The following is a 17,650-nucleotide window of genomic DNA, read 5'->3' as shown; positions in this document are numbered from 1 at the left end:
GCACCGCTTGGTGAGCAGAAGTGGTCGGGTCCCGAGAGGGCACCCGACCATTTCTGCACACGAAGTGTCCCGGTCAGGACGTGCGGGCGCGACGCCCGCCCTCCTGGGCCGGCAGGGTGAGCGCGGCGGTCCGGGGCTCGTACGAGCCGTAGCCGTACCCGTACCCGTAGCCGCCGTAGCTGAAGTCCCGGCGGTTCCGCGACCGGATCTTCGTGACCACGACGCCGAGGACCTTCGCGTCGATGCTCGTCAGGCGCTCGACGGCCGAGGTCAGCGACGGACGACGGGTCTGCTTGGCCGCCGCGGCGAACACGACGCCGCTGACCATGCCGCTCAGCACGGCGGCGTCGGTGACCGGGAGTGTCGGCGGCGCGTCGATCAGGACGATGTCGTACGCGTCGGCGAAGAGCGCGAGCAGCTGCCGCATGGACTCCGAGCCGAGCAGCTCGCTCGGGTTCGGGGGGATCCGGCCGGCCGGGAGCACGTCCAGGCTGCCCGTTCCCCAGCGCTGGATGACGTCGTCGGGCTCCGCGCGACCGACGAGGATGTCGGAGAGGCCCGCGGCGCCCTCGATGCCGAGCACGTCCGCGATCCGCGGGCGGCGGAGGTCCGCGTCGATGAGCAGGACCCGGGCGTCGCTCTCGGCGGTGGAGATCGCGAGGTTCGTGATCGACGTCGTCTTGCCCTCGGACGGCATCGCCGACGTCATCATGATCACCGGGGTCTCGTTCCCGCTCGACGAGTACGCGATGTTCGTGCGGAGGTCGCGGAAGGCTTCGGCGAGCGGACTCCGGGCATCGCCGGTCACGACGAGCGGGGTCTTCGCGTGGTCCGGGTTGAACCCGAGGCCGCCGAGGAGCGGGAGGTCCAACTGCTCGATCTCGGACGCGGCCCGGATGCGGGTGTCGAGCATGCCGCGGGCGAAGACGATCGCCAAGCCGAGCACCAGGCCGCTGATGCCGCCGAGCGCGAGGTTGTAGGTCGGCCGCGGCTCGAACGGCGTGAGCGGCACCGCGGCGTTCAGCAGCACACTGACCTTGACCGGGCTCGAGCCGTCTGCGAGCGGCTGCTCGAGCTCCACGACCGTCGCACTGAACCGATCGGCGATCGCTGTGGTCAGGTGGGCGGCTTCCGTCGGGTCGTTGCCCGTCACCGCGATGTCGACCACGTTGGACCCCCGCGCGGCGGAAGCGGTCACGCGGGCGCCGAGGGCACCGACCGTCATGTCCAGGCCTTCGTCACGGATCACCTGCTCCAGCACGATCTCACTCGTCACGATCGGGAGGTAGGAGTTCACCTTCGTCTGTGCCGCGACCGAACCCTGGCTCAGACCGGCGGCGTTCGTCTCCCCGGTCTGGACCGCCAGGTAGAGCTTGGTGGCCGCGCGGTAGACCGGATCGGACGTCGCGGTGTACGCCTGGCCGCCGGCGAGCCCGAGGAGCGTCGTCAGCGCGAGGATCCACGCTCCGCGGCGCAGCATCTGGAGGATGTCGGTCATTTCCATGGGGTCCCCTGTTCGATCGGGTCGGACTGGCGGCGGAGGTGGTCGGATCCGATGACCAGGCCGATGAGGATGAAGTAGGCGGCGGCGGAGTTCGGGCTGAGCGCCACCTCGTTGAACGTGGCGTTCAGGAGGAACGCGAGGGTCAGCCCGACCGCCACGAGCCGGGCGTTCCGTTCCGTGACGCTGCTCGCAGCACGGACCAGCGCGACGAAGAAGACGCCGAACACCACCAGGCCGATGACGCCGAGCTGGGAGATGATGACGCCGATGCCGGACTCCGACACGTCGCTCCGATCGGCGTACTCCGCCGTCGCCGCCCGACGGACGCCCGAGTTGCCGAGCCCCCGGCCGATCGGGTGGCCCGGCAGCTCGGTGAACGCCGCGAGGAACCCGTCGATGTGGACGTCGGTGCTCCCCGTCGAGCTCTCCGCCGCGAACGTGTAGAACCACACGGCAGTGCCGAGGGCCGCAATGACCGCGAGCGCCTGGACCACCGGGTTGGCGTAGGTCCGTGCCCACACCGCGACGAACACGAGGGTGCTGAGGAGGAAGCCCTTGCTCACCGCGTACGACGCCGCGGCCACGCAGAAGCCGGCGATGATCCACCGGCGGAGCCAGACCGCCGCAGCGAACGCGACGAACAGGAACGTTCCGAAGTGGACCGGGTCGGCGAACGAGGAGACCATCCGTCGAGCAGGCAGCCCGTCGAACAGCTCCGACGAGAAGAAGTTGCCCGGGAGTCCGGTGCTGTCCCGGATCCCGAGGGTCTTCGCGTTCCACAGTGGTCGGATGCCGGCGTCCTGCCAGAAGGACGTGCTGTTGAGCTCCCAGAACCCGAACGCGATCGTCACCGCCGCGACGGCGACCACACCGGTCGCGAAGACGGTGGGACGGGTCGACCGCGCGGCGAGCAGTCCGAGGAGCAGGAAGACCAGCGGTGTCACGACGTTGCGGAACGCAGACAGCGTGGCGACCATCTCGGCGCCGAACACGAGCGCGCTCGCCCAGCCCCAGGCGGTCGTGATCCCGAGGCACACGGCCGTGACCCGCACGAGCGGGTGCGTCCCCGTCCGGGACCGGGTGACGGCGAGGACCCCGAGGAGCAGGACGGCGTCCACGAAGTTGATGATGATGATCACCGGGAACGCCGCAGGGTCCATGTCCGGCACGACCGGCAGGAGGTACACGTTCTGGAAGGCCGACAGGACGATCGGTGCGAGGAGGAACGGCGTGAGGTCGGCACCACGGCGGGCCTTGAACACCGCCGGGATCGTCAGGGCGACGACGAGGGTGGCGCCGACGACCGCGAGCTGCGTGACGACGGAGAAGCCCGACGACGCCAGGACGGCCCCGATGAGGAGGACGACCAGCCCGAGCACCACTGCGGTCTCGCCCGCGAGGTTCGGACGAGTGTGAGCACCGGAACGGGGTCGACGGTCACTGCGCGTGGCGAGTGTCGTCATGTCGGCTCCGGATGTCGTCGCAGCCGACCCGAGTGGTCTGCTGGTACATCACACGATACCGAGCATCACGCTTGTGGAATAGTGACATATCAAGTGTTAGCAGAATCTTGCCAGGAAGCGCGGCCCTGGTCAGTCGTGGGAACGATCGCGCCGGGGCACCAGCGGCAGCGCCAGCAGCGGCAGCACCCCCACGATCGAGAACGACGCCGCGAACCCGAGCGCCCCGACGAGCGCGCCGACCCCGGGGCCCACGGCGCTCGCCGCGATGAACTGCCCGGTGTTCTGCGCCCCGAGCGCCCGTCCCGACCAGAACGGCCCCGCGGCCTCGGCCACCGACGTGTACGCGAGCCCGTTGTCCGCGACGGTGACGCTCGTGGCGACGACGAGGAACACAGCGGCGGCGGCGAGGTGCGTGGCGTCCACCACCGCCAGCAGTCCCATCACCACGGCGGCGCTCACCGCGACGATCCGCAGCGGGCCGACGCGCGAGGCGGCGCGGTCGCTCCAGGCGCCGACGAGGATCCTCCCGACGGCGCCGACGAACTGCGACGCCCCGACGAGCAGTCCCGCGGCCGGGGTCGACCAGCCGAGGCCGACGAGCCACACCAGGCCGTACGTGGACAGCGTGAACTGCGGCACGACGAGCAGGACCGACACCGCGTGGATCCGCCACAGGAACCCGTTCGCCCGGTACGGGTTCGCGACGTGCTCCACCGGGGCGTCCGCACGCGCGGGGCGGGGCGGGTTCGCGATGCCGATCGCGCACAGCACGGCGAGCACGGCGCACAGGACGACGGGCAGGACGAGGGCCGCGCGGATGCCGTCCGCCTCGGCGAGCTGCGGGACCGTGACGGCCGCGAGCGTCACCCCGAGCGGCTGCGACATCTGCCGGATGCCCATCGCGAGGCCGCGCCGCTCCTTCGGGAACCACCCCACCACGACCCGACCGCTCGCGGCGTTCGTCGAGGCGCTCGTCATGCCGGCGGCGAGGAACGCCAGGCCGAGCAGCACCGGGTCGCCCGCTGCCAGCCAGGCCCCGACGACCGCGAGGGTCGTGAGCACGAGCCCGCCCGCGATGACGACGCGCTCGCCGACGCGGTCGGTGATCGCACCCCAGGCGATGAGCGTCAGGACCATGCCGAACGTCGGTGCGGCGGCCAGGAGCCCGGCGAGGGTGAGCGTCGTGCCGTGGGCGTGCAGGTACGGGATGAGCAGCGCGGGGGCGGACACCACGAGGGTGCCGGCTGCCTGGGCGGCGACGCCGAGGCCGAGCATCGTCCAGGCGCGGGAGGTGGTGGTCACGAGATCGTTTCAGTGTGGAACGGATTGGTATACCATTACGGTATACCATCCGGTCCGGATCGCCGCTAGGCTGGATCGCCGTGACCGAGACGACCGATGCAGCGCCCGTGTCGCAGACGAGCCAGCTCTACGACAACCTCCGAGCCGCGATCCTCACGCTCGAGATCGCCCCGGGGGAGCGCATCTCCGAGCGGGGGCTCGAGGCGCGGTTCCACGCCTCACGGACCCCCGTGCGCGCAGCCCTGTCGCGGCTCGAACGCGAAGGGCTCATCCTGCACGAGGGTCGCTCGTGGACGGTCACCCCGATCGACCTCGACGAGATCGCCTCGCTCGCGGAACTCCGCGGCGTCCTCGAACCCGCAGCCGCCCGGCTCGCGGTGGCACGCGCGTCCGAGGAGCAACTCGCCGAGGTCCGCGGCCACCTCGACACCCTCCGGCCGACGCCCGACCAGCAGGCCGGCATCCGGATGGGCTCGACGTTCCACCTCGACCTCGCCGCGCTCGGCGGCAACCGGTTCATCACCGACGCCATCGCCGACGCACTCACCCGTCTGGAGCGCACGCGCTGGATCGAGGTGCGCACGCCCGAGGCCCGCGACGCCGCGTGGGAGGAGCACAGCGCCATCATCGACGCCGTGCGCTCCGGGGACGCGGACCGCGCGGCCGAGCTGCTCGCGGCGCACGTCGCCGGCACGAACGACCGGCTGCTGGCGTGGATCGCGCAGGAGCGCCGGCGTCTGCGGGGCGCCGGCATGGCGATCGTGGGCAGCACCGAGCGCTGACGCGACGGCCGTGCCGTGGACGCGCCCACCTGCGGAGGGCGCAGTGCGGGGCGGACCCGCACCGCGCCTCCGGGAAGGCCGCTACGGTTTCGTCGCCGCGTCCTCGGCCGCGTCGATCTGGTCGAAGATCCAGGCGTTGCCGCCGTCGGAGTGGTCGAGCAGCGCGTCGCGCACCTCGGCCTCGTCGGTGGTGAGCCGGATCGCGCTCTTGCTGCCGGACCGCGTCGATTGGGACATCGCGTCTTCTCCTGTGTGTGTGGGCACCGTCGTTGGTGCGCTTCCTCACGGGACGTGCTGAGGTCGTGACAGTGTCGCGCGCGCTGTCCGGATCGCGCAAGGGGTTTCCGTCACATGTGGGAAAGTCCCGGCTGGCACCATGCCTAGGATGGTCCGGCCGCGCGGCTCGCGGCACGACACCAGCGGACGTCGGACAGGAGGGACGGGCTTGGCCGAGCAGCGCACCGCACCTCCCACGGTCTACGACGTGGCCTCCGCGGCGGGTGTCTCCATCGCCACCGTCTCCCGCGTGCTCCGCACGCCGGACGCCGTCCGCGAGGGCACGCGCGACCGGGTCCAGGCGGCGATCCGGACGCTCGGGTACGTCCCCTCCGGGAACGCGCGGGCCCTCGCGGGCAAGCGCACCGGCGTGGTCGGACTGCTGCTGCCCGGGTTCGACGTCGTGCCGGACGAACGCCCCGACCTCGTCACGGACGGCGGCGTGCGGGTCGTCGACGACCGGCGGCACGTGACGCAGCCGTTCTCGTCCAACCTGTACTTCGACGAGGTCCTGCGCGGCGCCGAGACCGAGGCCTGGCAGCGGGGTCTGGCGCTGATGGTGGCCGCGGGGCGTGGGTCCTCGCGGGACGTCATCGTGAACGACGTCGCCGGCCGGGTCGACGGTCTCGCGGTCCTCGCCCAGACGGTGCCGGACGACCTGCTCGAACACGTCGCCCGACGGATCCCGGTCGTGGTGCTCGCCGACGACCGGCGCTCGCACGGGTTCGACTCGGTGAGCGTGGACAACGCCGCGGGCATGCGGACGCTCGGCGCGCACGTCATCGGGCGGCTCGGCATCCGGTCGTCGCTCGTGTACCTGGCGGGGCCGATCGACTCGCCGGACGACATCGAACGCTCCGCGGGGTTCCGCCAGGCGCTCGAGGACCACGGGGTGCCGGCATCGTCGGTGCGTGTCGTGCACGGCGACTTCGGGCGTGCGCGGGCCCGGGAGCTCGCGGCCCAGCTGCTCGACGGGGACGCCGTCCCGCGGGCGATCGTCTGCTCGAACGACCAGTCGGCGCTCGGGGTGCTCGACGCCGCGGGGGCGCGTGGTGTGCGGGTGCCGGAGGACCTCGTCGTGACGGGCTTCGACGGCATCGACGCGGGTCGGTTCTCGTCGCCGCGCCTGACCACCGTGCACCAGCCGATGGGGGAGCTCGGGCGCGCGGCGGTGCGGGCGATCGTGGACCGGCTGGAGCGCCGCGAGGGGCCGCCGCGGGCGATGCGCCTGCCGGTCGAGGTGCTCCTGCGCGAGAGCTGCCCGCCAGCGCTGTAGGCAGTGGCGGCTGCGCCGGTGTGCGAGGTCCCGCGTCGCCGTGTCGCCGCAGCGAGCTCCCGCGTCGCCGCGTCGCCGCAGTGTGCGAGGTTCCGCGCACCGTGGGAGGCTCGCGCCCCCGCACGCTGGTCGGAACCTCGCACACTGCGGTCCGGACCGCGCCCACACGTGCCGCCCCGCGAAACAACCCGCCCGGTTGCGCGACGCGATGTAAGCGCATACATTGTCTCCGTACCGACTCGACACGGAGGTCGACCGAGCAATGACGCTTCCCCCACAGCGCGTCCCAGCGCGCACCCCGGGCACCCGCCGGGGACGGAGAGGCCGCCTCATCGCGGCCATCGCCGGCATCGCGGTCGTGGCCCTCGCGGCCACCGGCTGCAGCATCCAGGTCCGGTCCCAGCCGGACCCGAGCATCGGCAAGGACACGATGCTCATCAACGCGGACCACGGCAACCCGCTGTTCGACCGCAACTTCAACCCGTACATCGCGAACGCCCGCACGGCGAGCAAGTGGATGTACGAGCCGCTCATCGAGATCAACCCCCTCGACGGCAAGGGCACCCCGTGGCTCGCGAGCAGCTGGGAGCAGCCGGACGCGCGCACGATCGACATGACGATCCGCAAGGGCGTCGAGTGGTCGGACGGCTCGCCGTTCAGCGCGAAGGACGTCGTCTTCACGTTCGACCTGCTCAAGAAGTTCCCGGCGATGGACGTCAAGGGCGCCTGGCAGCACATCGACAGCATCGAGAGCACGGACGGCCACGTCGTCTTCCACCTCAAGGGCGACGACGTGCCGAGCCTCAACATCATCGGTGCGACGTACATCCTCGGTGAGAAGCACTACGGCGGCGTGAAGGACCCGACGACGTGGCGTGACCCGAACCCCGTGGGGACCGGTCCGTTCGTGCTCGGCAACTACACCGACCAGCAGTACTCGATGGACAAGAACCCGAAGTACTGGCAGGCCGACAAGATCGCCATCAAGCACCTGATCCTCCCGGCGACGAACACGCAGCTCGACACCGTCACGCGCGGCTACGACTGGGCGTACTCCTTCATCTCCGACGTGAAGGGCACCTGGGGAGCGGCGTCGAAGACGAACACGTGGTGGTTCCCGGCAGGCGGCGTCATCGGTCTCATCCCGAACCTGACGAAGGCGCCGTACAACGACGTCAACGTCCGGAAGGGCATCTCCCTCGCCCTGGACCGTGACGACATCGCCGAGACCGCGTCCGAGGGCAACCTGGCGGCGGCGGGCCAGACCGGCCTGATCCTGCCGAACCAGGAGAAGTACCTCAACCCGGACATCCCCGACCAGGGCATGGTCGCGCAGGACGTCGACGCCGCGAAGCAGGCGTTCGCGAAGTCCGGCTGGACCGAGCAGGACGGCAAGATCATGAAGGACGGCAAGCAGCTGTCCATCACGATCATGACCGCGAACGGCTACTCGGACTGGCTCCGCGCCGCGCAGACCGTGCAGCGCAACCTGACGGCCATCGGCATCAAGGTGTCGATCCAGGCACCGCAGCCCGCCGGTTACCAGTCGAACATCAACAACGGACAGTTCGACATGGCGATGGGCGGCATGGGCAACGGTGACGTCTACCAGGCGTTCAACTCCTTGCTCAGCAGCGACTTCTACCAGCCGGTCGGCAAGTCGACGGTGAACAACTTCGAGCGGTACCAGAACGCCGACACGCAGAAGCTCCTCGACGAGTACAAGGCGACGACGGACACCGCGAAGCAGCAGGAGATCCTGAACCAGCTGCAGGAGATCGTGTACGACGACCTGCCCGTGATCGGCATGTACTACGGCGGACTCTGGGGCCTGTTCAACACCGGCAAGTTCGTCGGCTGGCCCAGCGCCGAGGACCCGTACATGGCGCCGCAGAACTACGACTCGGCACCGCTGCTCATCTTCTCGAAGCTGCGGCTCCGCGACAGCGCAGCCGGCCGGGCGATCATCAAGGCCGAAGAGGACCAGAAGTGAAGTACATCCTCCAGAAACTCGTCCTCTTCGTCCTGACCCTCTGGGCCGCGGTCACGCTGAACTTCGTGCTCCCGCGACTCATGCCCGGCAGCCCGACCGACGCCGCCCTCGCGAAGCTCAGCCAGAACGGCCCGGTCACCGACGCCACCAAGAAGGCCATCGAGGCCCAGCTCGGCGTCCCGAGCGGCAACCTCTGGGACCAGTACGTCAGCTACCTGCACCAGGTCATCACCCTCGACTTCGGCACGAGCTACACGTTCTACCCGCAGCCCGTCGGGGACCTCGTCGCCCAGGCCCTGCCGTACACGCTGATCCTCGTCGGCGTCGTGACGATCCTCGCGTTCGTGCTCGGCACCCTGATCGGTGTCGGCGCGGCCTGGAAGCGCGGCACCTGGCTGGACTCGCTGCCGACGCTGTCGGGCTCGTTCATGTCGACGTTCCCGTACTTCTGGACGGCGCTCCTGCTGCTGTTCTTCCTTGGCTACGTCCTGCACTGGTTCCCGACCACGGGCGCCTACTCCGCGACGACGACCCCGGGCCTGAACGGTGCGTTCCTCGGGGACGCCCTGCAGCACGCGGTCCTGCCGGCGATCACGATCCTCGTGACGAGCCTCGGCGGCTGGATCATCGGCATGCGCAACGCCATGATCAACACCCTCGGTGACGACTACGTGACCTTCGCCGAGGCGAACGGTCTCCGCGGTCGCACCGTGGCGATCCGGTACGCGGCCCGCAACGCGATCCTGCCGAACCTGACCGGCTTCGGTCTGGCACTCGGCGGTGTGGTCGGCGGTTCGGTCCTGGTCGAGCAGGTGTTCGGCTACCCGGGCATCGGCTACCTGCTGTTCAACGCCGTGATCGGGCAGGACTACCCGCTCATGCAGGCCCTCTTCCTGATGATCACCGTGTCGGTGCTCATCGCCAACTTCATCGTGGACGTCCTCTACGGCGTCCTGGACCCGAGGACGCGCCGATGACCACGATCGCAGTTCGCACGCAAGCAGAAGAACCCACCGCCCCGAGCAAACTCCGAGCCGCCGCCCGCCAGTTCGGCGTCGTCTGGAGCAACACCAAGGCCCGGATCGGCATCATCATCCTCGCCGTCTTCGTGATCGTGGCGATCTTCGCCCCGCTCCTCGCCCCGTACGGCGCGAGCCAGAACGGGTTCGCCCGGAGCGCCGACGCCACCGGCGCGCACTGGATGGGCACGACCGCCGCCGGCGAGGACGTCCTGTCGCAGATCATCTACGGCGCCCGGATCTCCGTGCTCGTCGGTGCCGTCGCGGGGTTGCTGTCCACGCTCGTCGCCGTCGCGATCGGCCTGAGCTGGGGCTACGTCCGCGGGTGGATCGCCGAGGTCATCGGGTTCATCGTGAACCTCTTCCTCGTCATCCCCGGCCTGCCGCTCATGATCGTCATCGCCGCGTACCTGCAGAACGGCGGCATCGCGGTCATCATCGCGGTGATCGTGGTCACCGGCTGGGCCTGGGGCGCGCGCGTCCTGCGCAGCCAGACGCAGTCCCTCCGCGGTCGTGACTTCGTGACCGCGGCCCAGTTCTCCGGCGACGGCGCGACGCGCATCGTGTTCCGCGAGATCCTGCCGAACATGACGAGCCTCATCGTCGGCTCGTTCTTCGGCGCGGCCACGAGCGCGATCCTCGCCGAGGCGGGCCTCGAGTTCCTCGGACTCGGCGACTCGTCCATCGTGAGCTGGGGCACGATCCTCTACTGGGCGCAGAACTCGAACGCCCTGCTGACCGGTCAGTGGATCCTGCTGTTCGCCCCGGGTCTCTGCATCGCACTCCTCGCGATGAGCCTGACCCTGATCAACTTCGGCGTCGACGCCGTGTCCAACCCGCGACTGCGCGAAGGCGCGCGTCGCAAGCGCAAGGAGGCCACCGCATGAGCGGCTCGCGTTCCGAACCGATCGACGGCCTGGAGGCGCGGGACGGCGCCGCCACGCGCCTCCCGTCCGACACCACGAGCGCCGCGCAGGACGTGCTGCTCGACGTCCGCGACCTGTCGGTCGTGTACGAATCGGCCGGCCAGGAGGCCGTCCAGGCGGTCGACCACGTGTCCTTCCAGCTGCGGAAGGGCGAGTTCGTCGGCCTGGTCGGGGAGTCGGGTTCCGGCAAGTCGACCCTCGGCTACGCGCTGACCCGGCTGCAGAAGCCGCCGGCTCGGACCAACGGCGGCAACATCTTCTTCGGCGGCCACGACATCCGCGACCTCGACGAGGAAGCCCTCCGGCAGCAGCGCCAGGGCGGGTTCGCGATGGTGCTGCAGTCCGGCATGAACGCGCTCAACCCGGTGCGGACCATCCGCAACCACTTCATCGACATCTTCAAGGCCCACGGCCACGTGTCGCGTGATCGCTGGGACGCCCGGATGAAGGAGCTCATCGAGAAGGTGAAGCTCCCCACCGCCATGCTCGCCCGGTACCCGGGAGAGCTGTCCGGCGGCATGCGGCAGCGCGTGTCGATCGCCCTGGCGCTCTCGCTCGAGCCGCAGCTCATGGTGTTCGACGAGCCGACCACCGCGCTCGACGTCCTCGTGCAGCACGCCGTGATGGACACCATCATCGAGCTGCAGCAGTCCGAGGGCTTCACGGCCATCCTGATCAGCCACGACCTCGGCATCGTCCTCGAGGCGACCGAGCGCGTGCTCGTCATGCACGAGGGCCGCATCGTCGAGGACGGCGGCTCGAAGGAGATCCTCCGCGACCCGCAGGACGAGTACACGCAGATGCTGCTGTCGCACTACGCCGACCCGCGTGCCGAGGTCGTGAGCCTGCCGGGCTTCCCGGACCGGTCGCAGCGCGACCCGTCGGCCACCCGCCAGGAGACCACGACGTCGTTCAGCACGGTCGGCTCCCGCGAGCGCAGCGCCGCCCGCAACCCGATCGTGGTCGACCACCTCGTCAAGACCTACCCGGCACCCCGACGCGGCGAGCAGCCGGTGCAGGCGGTGCGCGACGTGTCGTTCACCCTCGAACCCGGGCAGTCGCTCGCCCTCGTCGGCCAGTCCGGTTCGGGCAAGTCGACGATCGCGAAGATGCTGACCGGCGTCGAGAAGCCGACGACCGGCACGGTCCGGTTCGGCGACACGGACGTGGCGAAGCTCGGGAGACGGGGGCTGAAGGACCTCCGCTCCGAGGTGCAGATGGTGTTCCAGGATCCCTACGCCGCGCTCAACCCGCTGCACACGGTCGAGTACACGCTGTCCCGCCCCGTCGCGAACTACACGAACCTGCGCGGGCGCGATGCCCGGAAGCGCGTGCTCGAGCTGCTCGAGACCGTGGGCCTGACCCCGGTGGAGCAGTTCGCGCAGAAGCTCCCGCACCAGCTGTCGGGTGGCCAGCGCCAGCGCGTGGTCATCGCCCGGGCGCTCGCGTCCGACCCGCAGGTGATCATCGCCGACGAGCCGGTCTCGATGCTCGACGTGACGCTCCGTGCCGGGGTGCTCGCCCTGCTCGAGGACCTCCGCGAGCAGTGGGGCGTCTCGCTCCTCTACATCACCCACGACCTGCTCAGTGCGCGCCTCATCACGGACGACATCATGGTGCTGCACGACGGCGCCGTGGTCGAACGGGGTCGCACGGCCGAGGTGCTGCAGCACCCGCAGGACGACTACACGGTGGCGCTGCTCGACGCGGTGCCGAACCCACGACGGGCGCTGCTGGCATGAGCACGCTCCGCGACTTCCCGTCCGTTCCGCCGTTCGGCCACCTGCCCACCCCCGAGGGCGTCGACGTCGTCGGCATCGACCTCCCCGTCGGCCGACTCACCGCATACCGCGTCGTGCCTCCCGGGCCGTCGAAGGGCACCGTCCTCGTCGTCCCCGGGTACACCGGCTCGAAGGAGGACTGGCGCACGTTCATGCCGCTCCTCCGGGACGCCGGCTGGACCGCGGTGGCGATCAGCCGCCGCGGCCAGGCCGATTCGGCGCGCGCATCGGGGCCGTCCGGCTACACGCTGGCGGAAGAGGCCGCCGACGTCGTCCGGGTCGCACGGCTGCTCGACGACGGCGCTCCCGTGCACCTCATCGGCCACTCGCTCGGCGGCGTGATCGTCCGCGAGGCGGCCATCGCCGACCCGAGCGCCTTCCGCGACCTGGTGCAGTTCTGCTCCGGACCGTACGGCTGGCCCTACCGCAAGGTCGCCGAGCTGACGATCCTGCACGACACCGGCGGCAACCTCCGCCAGCTGTTCGACTCCACCAACCCGCTCTGGGCGTACCGGCCCGCCGAGGAACTCCCCGACGACCCCCGGTTCGTCCGCGACCGCTTCGACGCGCACGACCCCGCGAGCGTCGTCGCCGGCGGGCACATCCTCGAGGACCACACCGACTCCTCCGCCGCACTCCGCGCCACCGGGCTCCCGGTGCTCGTGACCCACGGCGAGTGGGACGGCGCCTGGCCGATCCCCTGGCAGCGGCAGATGGCGGAGGACACCGGCGCCGCCTACGAGGTCATCCCGGAGAGCTACCACGGCCCGCAGGTCGAGAACCCGTCGGCGACGCTCCACACCTTCGACCGCTTCCTGTCACAGCACTGAAAGGCACGATCATCACCACGCTGCAGTTCCCGAAGGGCTTCCTCTGGGGTGCCGCCACCGCCGCGCACCAGATCGAGGGCAACAACGTCAACAGCAACTGGTGGGTGCACGAGCACGAGCCCGACACCACCATCGTCGAGCCCTCGGGTGACGCCGCCGACAGCTACCACCGGTACCGCGAGGACATCCGCATCGCGGCCGACCTCGGACTGAACTCCTACCGGTTCAGCATCGAGTGGGCGCGGATCGAACCCGAGCGCGGGTTCGTCAGCCGCGCCGAGATCGACCACTACCGCCGCATGGTCGAGACCTGCCACGAGTTCGGCATCGAACCGATCGTCACGCTCATGCACTTCACCGTGCCGCGCTGGTTCGAACGCGACGGCTTCTGGCGCGCCCCCGACGCCGCCGACCTCTTCGCGCGGTACACCGAGGCTGCGCTCCCCGTCGTGCAGGACGGCGTCCGCTACGTCTGCACGATCAACGAGCCGAACATCGCGGCGATGCTCGCCGGCGGTGAGGACGCGGCGAACCTGGTCGCCTACGGCCTGCCGAACCCGGACCTCGGGGTCGCCGACGCACTGCTCGCCTCGCACAAGCGCTCGCGGGAGATCCTGTCGCAGGTGTCCGGCCTGCAGTCCGGCTGGACCATCGCGACGCAGGCGTTCCGGTCGAACGGGGAGCCCGGCGCCGATGAGATGCTCCGCGAGTACGGGTACCCGCGCGACGACTGGTACCTCGAGAACGCCGCCGGCGACGACTTCCTGGGCGTGCAGGCCTACACCCGCACCTTCATCGGACCGTCGGGTCCGCTCCCGGTGGCCGACGACGTCGAGACGACCCTGACCGGGTGGGAGTTCTACCCCGAGGCCTCGGCCGACGGGCTCCGCAGCGCGTGGGAGCTCTCCGGGCACGTGCCGCTCATGATCACCGAGAACGGGATCGCCACCGCCGACGACTCCCGCCGGGTGGCCTACACGCAGGGCGCCCTCGAGGGGATCCACGCGTGCATCGAGGACGGTATCGAGGTCCTCGGCTACCAGCACTGGTCGCTGCTCGACAACTACGAGTGGGCGTCGGGCTTCCGCCCGACGTTCGGGCTCGTGTCGTGGGACCCGGTGACGTTCGCCCGGACGCCGAAGGACTCGGCGCGGTGGTACGGGCGGGTCGCCGCCGCCAACGCGCTCACGGTCTGAGACCCAGCCGGAGGGCGGACGGGAGGCGCGGTGCCAGCTGGGACCGCGCCTCCCGTCCGTCGTCAGTCGCCTTGGGGCGGCTCGTGCGCCGGCCGGTCGAACCAGGCCAGAAGGATCTCCTCCGCCCGGCGTGAGCCGCGCTCCTGGGCGATGTCCATCGCGGTGCGCCCCTCGGCGTCCTCGACCCGGACGTCCGCACCGCGTTCGAGCAGTGCCTCGGTCGTGCCGCGGTTGTCGAACCAGACGGCCGCGTGCAGCGGCGCGAATCCCCACCGCGGGTCCACCTCGTCGATGCCGGCGGGGTCCTGACCGATGCCGTCGAGCGCCAGCGAGAGGCCGCCGACGTCTCCGTGCGCCGCAGCCCGCACCGCCGGGGTCGCCCACTCGACCCAGCCGTCCGGGACCGGGCCGTGCCAGCCGTGGGCAGGGCGTGCCTCAAGCGCTGCCCAGTCCTCTTCGGCGACCGGCCGCACCTCGATCACGACGTCGCGGAAGTGGATCGCGAGCTCGCCGGTGGGGGAGACGAGCAGGCGCAGTTCCCAGACGTCGGCGTCCACGTGTGCGATCTCGCCGCGGGAGACGTGGACGTCACCGGCCAGCAGGTCGAGCGCCTCCGTGTCGGACGGATCGAGGACGGCACGGTCGAAGCGGAGGGACACCCGCGCGTGGTTCCACCGGCGCCAGAGGCCGTCCGGGGTGTCGAGCACCTCGTCGTTGCGGACGACGAACACGGCGTGGACGGTGTGGGTCGGTGTCGCGTCGACGCCGGCGTCACCGTGGCGGCCGGCCTCCTCGATGCGCCAGCTCTGGATGCGGGACTCGCTCCACGTGACGGACGCGAGGGCGGCCACGGACGGCGGGGCGTCGGTCACCAGGCGTGCGAGGTGCTCGGGGTAGCCGTCGACGTCCTCGAGGGAGACGTACCCGACGGCGGGCCAGCCCACTCGACTCCATCGCACGGTGCGAGCCTACCGGGAGAGCAGGGCCCGCACCGCGCGGAGGTCGCTGCGGCGGAGGCCGAAGAACGCCGAGACGGGCTGCCCGGTGAGCCGTCGGAGGAACACCAGGTTGCCGCCGGCCGACACCACGTTGCCGAGGCAGGTCGCGAGCGCGGCACCGAGCGCGCCGAGCACTGGAGCGAGGAGGACGAGTGCGACGGCACTGCACACCGCGGCGACCGCGAGGGAGACGCTCCGCAGACCGGGCCGACCCGCCGCTGCCAGGCCGACGCCTGCGAGCGACCCCGGCGACCCGAGGACCAGTCCGAGCAGGAGGATCGCTGCGACCGGGACGGCCTCGCGGAAGTCGGCCCCGAACAGCAGCGGGACGGCGAGGGGCATCGCGAGGCCGATCGAGATCGAGGCGAGCGTCACCGCGGCCGTGGTCAGCCGGGACGACCGTGCGAGCGCCGCCGGGTCGTTCGACGCGCTCTGGTCGCTGAACGAGACCTCGCGCACGGCGTTCGCCACGATGAGCGGCACGTCCGCGATGTTGACCGCCACCGCGTACAGCCCGAGCGCGACCGCGCCGGCGAGCGGGACCATCAGGGTCTGGTCGAGCCGGCTGAGGAGGATGCCGGACAGCGCGCCGAACCAGACCCGGCCGCCGTACGACACGAGGACCCGGGCGTCGAGTGCCTGCGCGCTCTGGGCGGAGGACCCGGTCTGGTTGCTCGCTCCCCGCAGGAGGCCGAGGTAGCAGCAGGCGCCGAGCACCGGGCTCGCGGCGATCGCGACGACGGCGAACTCGACCGTGAGCGTCCCCGCGAGTGCGAGCCCGCCGATGACCGCGAGGCGGGACCCCTGCGTGACGAGCCGTTCGATCGCGATGAGGCGCCAGGCGTGGTGCCCGGCGGCGACCGACTGGAGGAGCGCCGCGAGCAGGTTCGGCACGAGTGCGAGGGCTGCGAGCAGGATGAGTCGGCCGAGGGTCTCGTGCCCGCCGGCGAGCGTCGGCCCGAGCAGGGCCAGCACGACCGTGAGGCCGGCCCCCGCCGCGGCGCTGATGACGGCGCTGAGGAGGAACGCCGGCCGGGTGATGCCCGGGTGCCGGGCGATCCAGTGGTTGAGCGCCGCCGGGAGCCCGAGGGAGCCGAGCGCCACCGCGAGCAGCAGCGGGGCGGTGGCCGCTGCGACCAGACCACGACCCTCGGCCTGGAGCGCGTGCGCCAGGACGGGGGCGGTGGCGAGCGCTGCGATCGGTGCGACGGCGTTCCCGAGGGTCGAGAACGCGACGGCGTGGCGTTCGGTGCGGGGCATCGTGTTCCTCGGTTCCTGGTCGGCTCGGACGTGCGACCGCCCCGGTCCGTTCGGGGCCGGGGCGGTCGTGGGTGCTACTTCTTGGTGATCTCGGTGCCCTTGACGACCCAGTCGTCGAGGTGCTCGGGGTCCTCGCCCGTGTAGGAGACCGAGTTCTCCTCGCCGTCGACGGCGATCTCGCCGATGGTCGACGCGGTGATCGTGTTGTCCGCACCCTCCACCGAGAGGTGCTCGACCGGGCCGAGCGTCATGGTGGCGCCGGACTCAACGATGCGGACGGTCTCGCAGCCCTTGGCGAGTGCGTCCTTGGCCTTCGCGGCGTCGATCACGGTGAGCATGCCGTCGACGCAGTTGTTGAGCTTGTCGTACGCGCCCGTCGTGTCGGCCGCCCGGAGCTGTTCCTCGGTCTCGACGATCGTCGTCGGTGCCGGGGACTTCGCGGCGTCGTTCTGCTCGGCGGTGGAGCAGCCCGCCAGGAGCGTGACGAGCGCGGCGGCGGAGAGGGTCGCGGTGAGGAGCTTCTTCATGGGGTTCCCTTCGAGAGCCGGACTTCCCGGTACATGAAATATTAGCATGACGGTTGCGATGATGAAAGGGCGAACGGGAACAGCCCCGGCACCTGGGTGGTGTCGGGGCTGTTCGGGGTGGTGTTGTCGGGTCAGGGGACGGTGAGCTGGAAGTCCATCGTGACCTTGTTCTTGCCGGGCTCCTTGTACTGGAGGCGGACGGTGTGGGTGCGGCCGGGTTCGAGGGTGGCGGTGCCGGACCACTTGCCCTTGCCGTTGGCTTCGACGTTGTCCATGATGACGCCGGATCCGTTGGGTCGGATCACGTTGACGATGGTGTCGGTGGTGGCGTCGCCGCGGAACTCGAAGGCGGTGCCGACGGTGCTGCCCGGGGTCGGGCTGGTCAGCGCGAAGTCGACGACGGTGCGCTCTCGGACCTCGAGGGTGCGGGTGATGGTCTGCTTGTCGCGGCTGCCGGGTTCCTTGAACTGCAGGATGACGTCGCGCTCGCCGGCGGACATCGTGCCGATGCCGGACC

The 17,650-nt window shown here is 70.7% G+C and carries 16 protein-coding genes; 8 read left to right on the top strand and 8 right to left on the bottom strand.

Annotated elements, in window-relative coordinates; genetic code table 11:
- Positions 1–73: 73 nt before the first annotated feature.
- The 3 genes from ACIPEP_RS00900 to ACIPEP_RS00890 form a co-directional block, all read right to left on the bottom strand.
- Positions 74–1,498 carry a polysaccharide biosynthesis tyrosine autokinase gene (locus tag ACIPEP_RS00900; RefSeq protein ID WP_402716200.1) on the bottom strand — a complete coding sequence of 475 codons (1,425 nt, stop codon included), beginning with the start codon at positions 1,496–1,498 and terminating at the stop codon, positions 74–76.
- The gene (locus ACIPEP_RS00895; protein WP_402716199.1) at positions 1,495–2,967 is read right to left on the bottom strand and encodes an O-antigen ligase family protein; all 1,473 of its coding nucleotides are present in this window, start codon (positions 2,965–2,967) and stop codon (positions 1,495–1,497) included. Before ACIPEP_RS00895 ends, ACIPEP_RS00900 begins: the two co-directional genes overlap by 4 nt.
- A 129-nt stretch (positions 2,968–3,096) precedes the next feature.
- Entirely contained in the window at positions 3,097–4,242 is a 1,146-nt protein-coding gene (locus tag ACIPEP_RS00890; RefSeq protein WP_229085922.1) for an MFS transporter, read from the bottom strand.
- A gap of 107 nt (positions 4,243–4,349) precedes the next feature.
- Between ACIPEP_RS00890 and ACIPEP_RS00885 the strand changes: the two genes are divergently transcribed.
- Positions 4,350–5,051 (top strand): GntR family transcriptional regulator, encoded by a 702-nt coding sequence (locus ACIPEP_RS00885; protein WP_254790679.1) that lies wholly within the window; start codon positions 4,350–4,352, stop codon positions 5,049–5,051.
- 81 nt (positions 5,052–5,132) lie between these two features.
- Here ACIPEP_RS00885 and ACIPEP_RS00880 read toward each other — a convergent pair whose 3' ends face one another.
- A complete protein-coding gene (locus ACIPEP_RS00880) occupies positions 5,133–5,288 on the bottom strand; it encodes a hypothetical protein (protein WP_156794780.1) in 156 nt (51 codons plus the stop codon).
- A gap of 208 nt (positions 5,289–5,496) precedes the next feature.
- On the opposite strand from ACIPEP_RS00880, the gene ACIPEP_RS00875 reads away from it, so the two are divergent.
- From ACIPEP_RS00875 to ACIPEP_RS00845, 7 genes are all read left to right on the top strand, one after another.
- Positions 5,497–6,603 (top strand): LacI family DNA-binding transcriptional regulator, encoded by a 1,107-nt coding sequence (locus ACIPEP_RS00875; RefSeq protein ID WP_070417092.1) that lies wholly within the window; start codon positions 5,497–5,499, stop codon positions 6,601–6,603.
- 262 nt (positions 6,604–6,865) lie between these two features.
- Entirely contained in the window at positions 6,866–8,596 is a 1,731-nt protein-coding gene (locus ACIPEP_RS00870) for an ABC transporter substrate-binding protein (protein WP_402716198.1), read from the top strand.
- On the top strand, positions 8,593–9,573 hold the full coding sequence (locus ACIPEP_RS00865; protein ID WP_070417091.1) for an ABC transporter permease: 981 nt from the start codon (positions 8,593–8,595) through the stop codon (positions 9,571–9,573). The genes ACIPEP_RS00870 and ACIPEP_RS00865 overlap by 4 nt, the downstream gene beginning before the upstream one ends.
- Positions 9,570–10,502, top strand: a complete 933-nt coding sequence (locus tag ACIPEP_RS00860; protein ID WP_070417090.1) for an ABC transporter permease — start codon at positions 9,570–9,572, stop codon at positions 10,500–10,502. The genes ACIPEP_RS00865 and ACIPEP_RS00860 overlap by 4 nt, the downstream gene beginning before the upstream one ends.
- Positions 10,499–12,283, top strand: coding sequence for an ABC transporter ATP-binding protein (locus tag ACIPEP_RS00855; protein WP_402716197.1), 1,785 nt, complete (start codon positions 10,499–10,501; stop codon positions 12,281–12,283). Before ACIPEP_RS00860 ends, ACIPEP_RS00855 begins: the two co-directional genes overlap by 4 nt.
- The gene (locus ACIPEP_RS00850) at positions 12,280–13,152 is read left to right on the top strand and encodes an alpha/beta fold hydrolase (protein WP_402716196.1); all 873 of its coding nucleotides are present in this window, start codon (positions 12,280–12,282) and stop codon (positions 13,150–13,152) included. Before ACIPEP_RS00855 ends, ACIPEP_RS00850 begins: the two co-directional genes overlap by 4 nt.
- Before the next feature lie 8 nt (positions 13,153–13,160).
- Positions 13,161–14,348, top strand: coding sequence for a glycoside hydrolase family 1 protein (locus ACIPEP_RS00845; protein ID WP_402716686.1), 1,188 nt, complete (start codon positions 13,161–13,163; stop codon positions 14,346–14,348).
- A 62-nt stretch (positions 14,349–14,410) separates the two neighbouring features.
- On the opposite strand, the gene ACIPEP_RS00840 is transcribed toward ACIPEP_RS00845, so the two are convergent.
- The 4 genes from ACIPEP_RS00840 to ACIPEP_RS00825 all read right to left on the bottom strand — a co-directional run.
- Positions 14,411–15,307, bottom strand: a complete 897-nt coding sequence (locus ACIPEP_RS00840) for an ankyrin repeat domain-containing protein (RefSeq protein ID WP_402716195.1) — start codon at positions 15,305–15,307, stop codon at positions 14,411–14,413.
- Positions 15,308–15,316: 9 nt separating this feature from the next.
- Positions 15,317–16,606 (bottom strand): lipopolysaccharide biosynthesis protein, encoded by a 1,290-nt coding sequence (locus ACIPEP_RS00835; protein WP_402716194.1) that lies wholly within the window; start codon positions 16,604–16,606, stop codon positions 15,317–15,319.
- Between the two features lie 74 nt (positions 16,607–16,680).
- Complete coding sequence (locus ACIPEP_RS00830) at positions 16,681–17,133, bottom strand: DUF3060 domain-containing protein (RefSeq protein WP_402716193.1); 453 nt, start codon at positions 17,131–17,133, stop codon at positions 16,681–16,683.
- A gap of 131 nt (positions 17,134–17,264) precedes the next feature.
- On the bottom strand, positions 17,265–17,650 hold a 386-nt coding region (locus tag ACIPEP_RS00825), incomplete at its 5' end, for a hypothetical protein (protein ID WP_402716192.1).

This window comes from Curtobacterium sp. NPDC087082, from assembly GCF_044745045.1.
Taxonomy (GTDB): Bacteria; Actinomycetota; Actinomycetes; order Actinomycetales; family Microbacteriaceae; genus Curtobacterium.
Note: the sequence above shows the minus strand (reverse complement) of the source record. Positions and strands in the feature narration are given on the sequence as shown.

Coding starts and splice junctions, on each gene's coding strand:
- ACIPEP_RS00900 (WP_402716200.1), bottom strand. CDS start 1,498: ATGACCGACATCCTCCAGATGCTGCGCCGCGGAGCGTGGATCCTCGCG.
- ACIPEP_RS00835 (WP_402716194.1), bottom strand. CDS start 16,606: ATGCCCCGCACCGAACGCCACGCCGTCGCGTTCTCGACCCTCGGGAAC.
- ACIPEP_RS00890 (WP_229085922.1), bottom strand. CDS start 4,242: ATGCTCGGCCTCGGCGTCGCCGCCCAGGCAGCCGGCACCCTCGTGGTG.
- ACIPEP_RS00880 (WP_156794780.1), bottom strand. CDS start 5,288: ATGTCCCAATCGACGCGGTCCGGCAGCAAGAGCGCGATCCGGCTCACC.
- ACIPEP_RS00860 (WP_070417090.1), top strand. CDS start 9,570: ATGACCACGATCGCAGTTCGCACGCAAGCAGAAGAACCCACCGCCCCG.
- ACIPEP_RS00850 (WP_402716196.1), top strand. CDS start 12,280: ATGAGCACGCTCCGCGACTTCCCGTCCGTTCCGCCGTTCGGCCACCTG.
- ACIPEP_RS00830 (WP_402716193.1), bottom strand. CDS start 17,133: ATGAAGAAGCTCCTCACCGCGACCCTCTCCGCCGCCGCGCTCGTCACG.
- ACIPEP_RS00895 (WP_402716199.1), bottom strand. CDS start 2,967: ATGACGACACTCGCCACGCGCAGTGACCGTCGACCCCGTTCCGGTGCT.
- ACIPEP_RS00870 (WP_402716198.1), top strand. CDS start 6,866: ATGACGCTTCCCCCACAGCGCGTCCCAGCGCGCACCCCGGGCACCCGC.
- ACIPEP_RS00855 (WP_402716197.1), top strand. CDS start 10,499: ATGAGCGGCTCGCGTTCCGAACCGATCGACGGCCTGGAGGCGCGGGAC.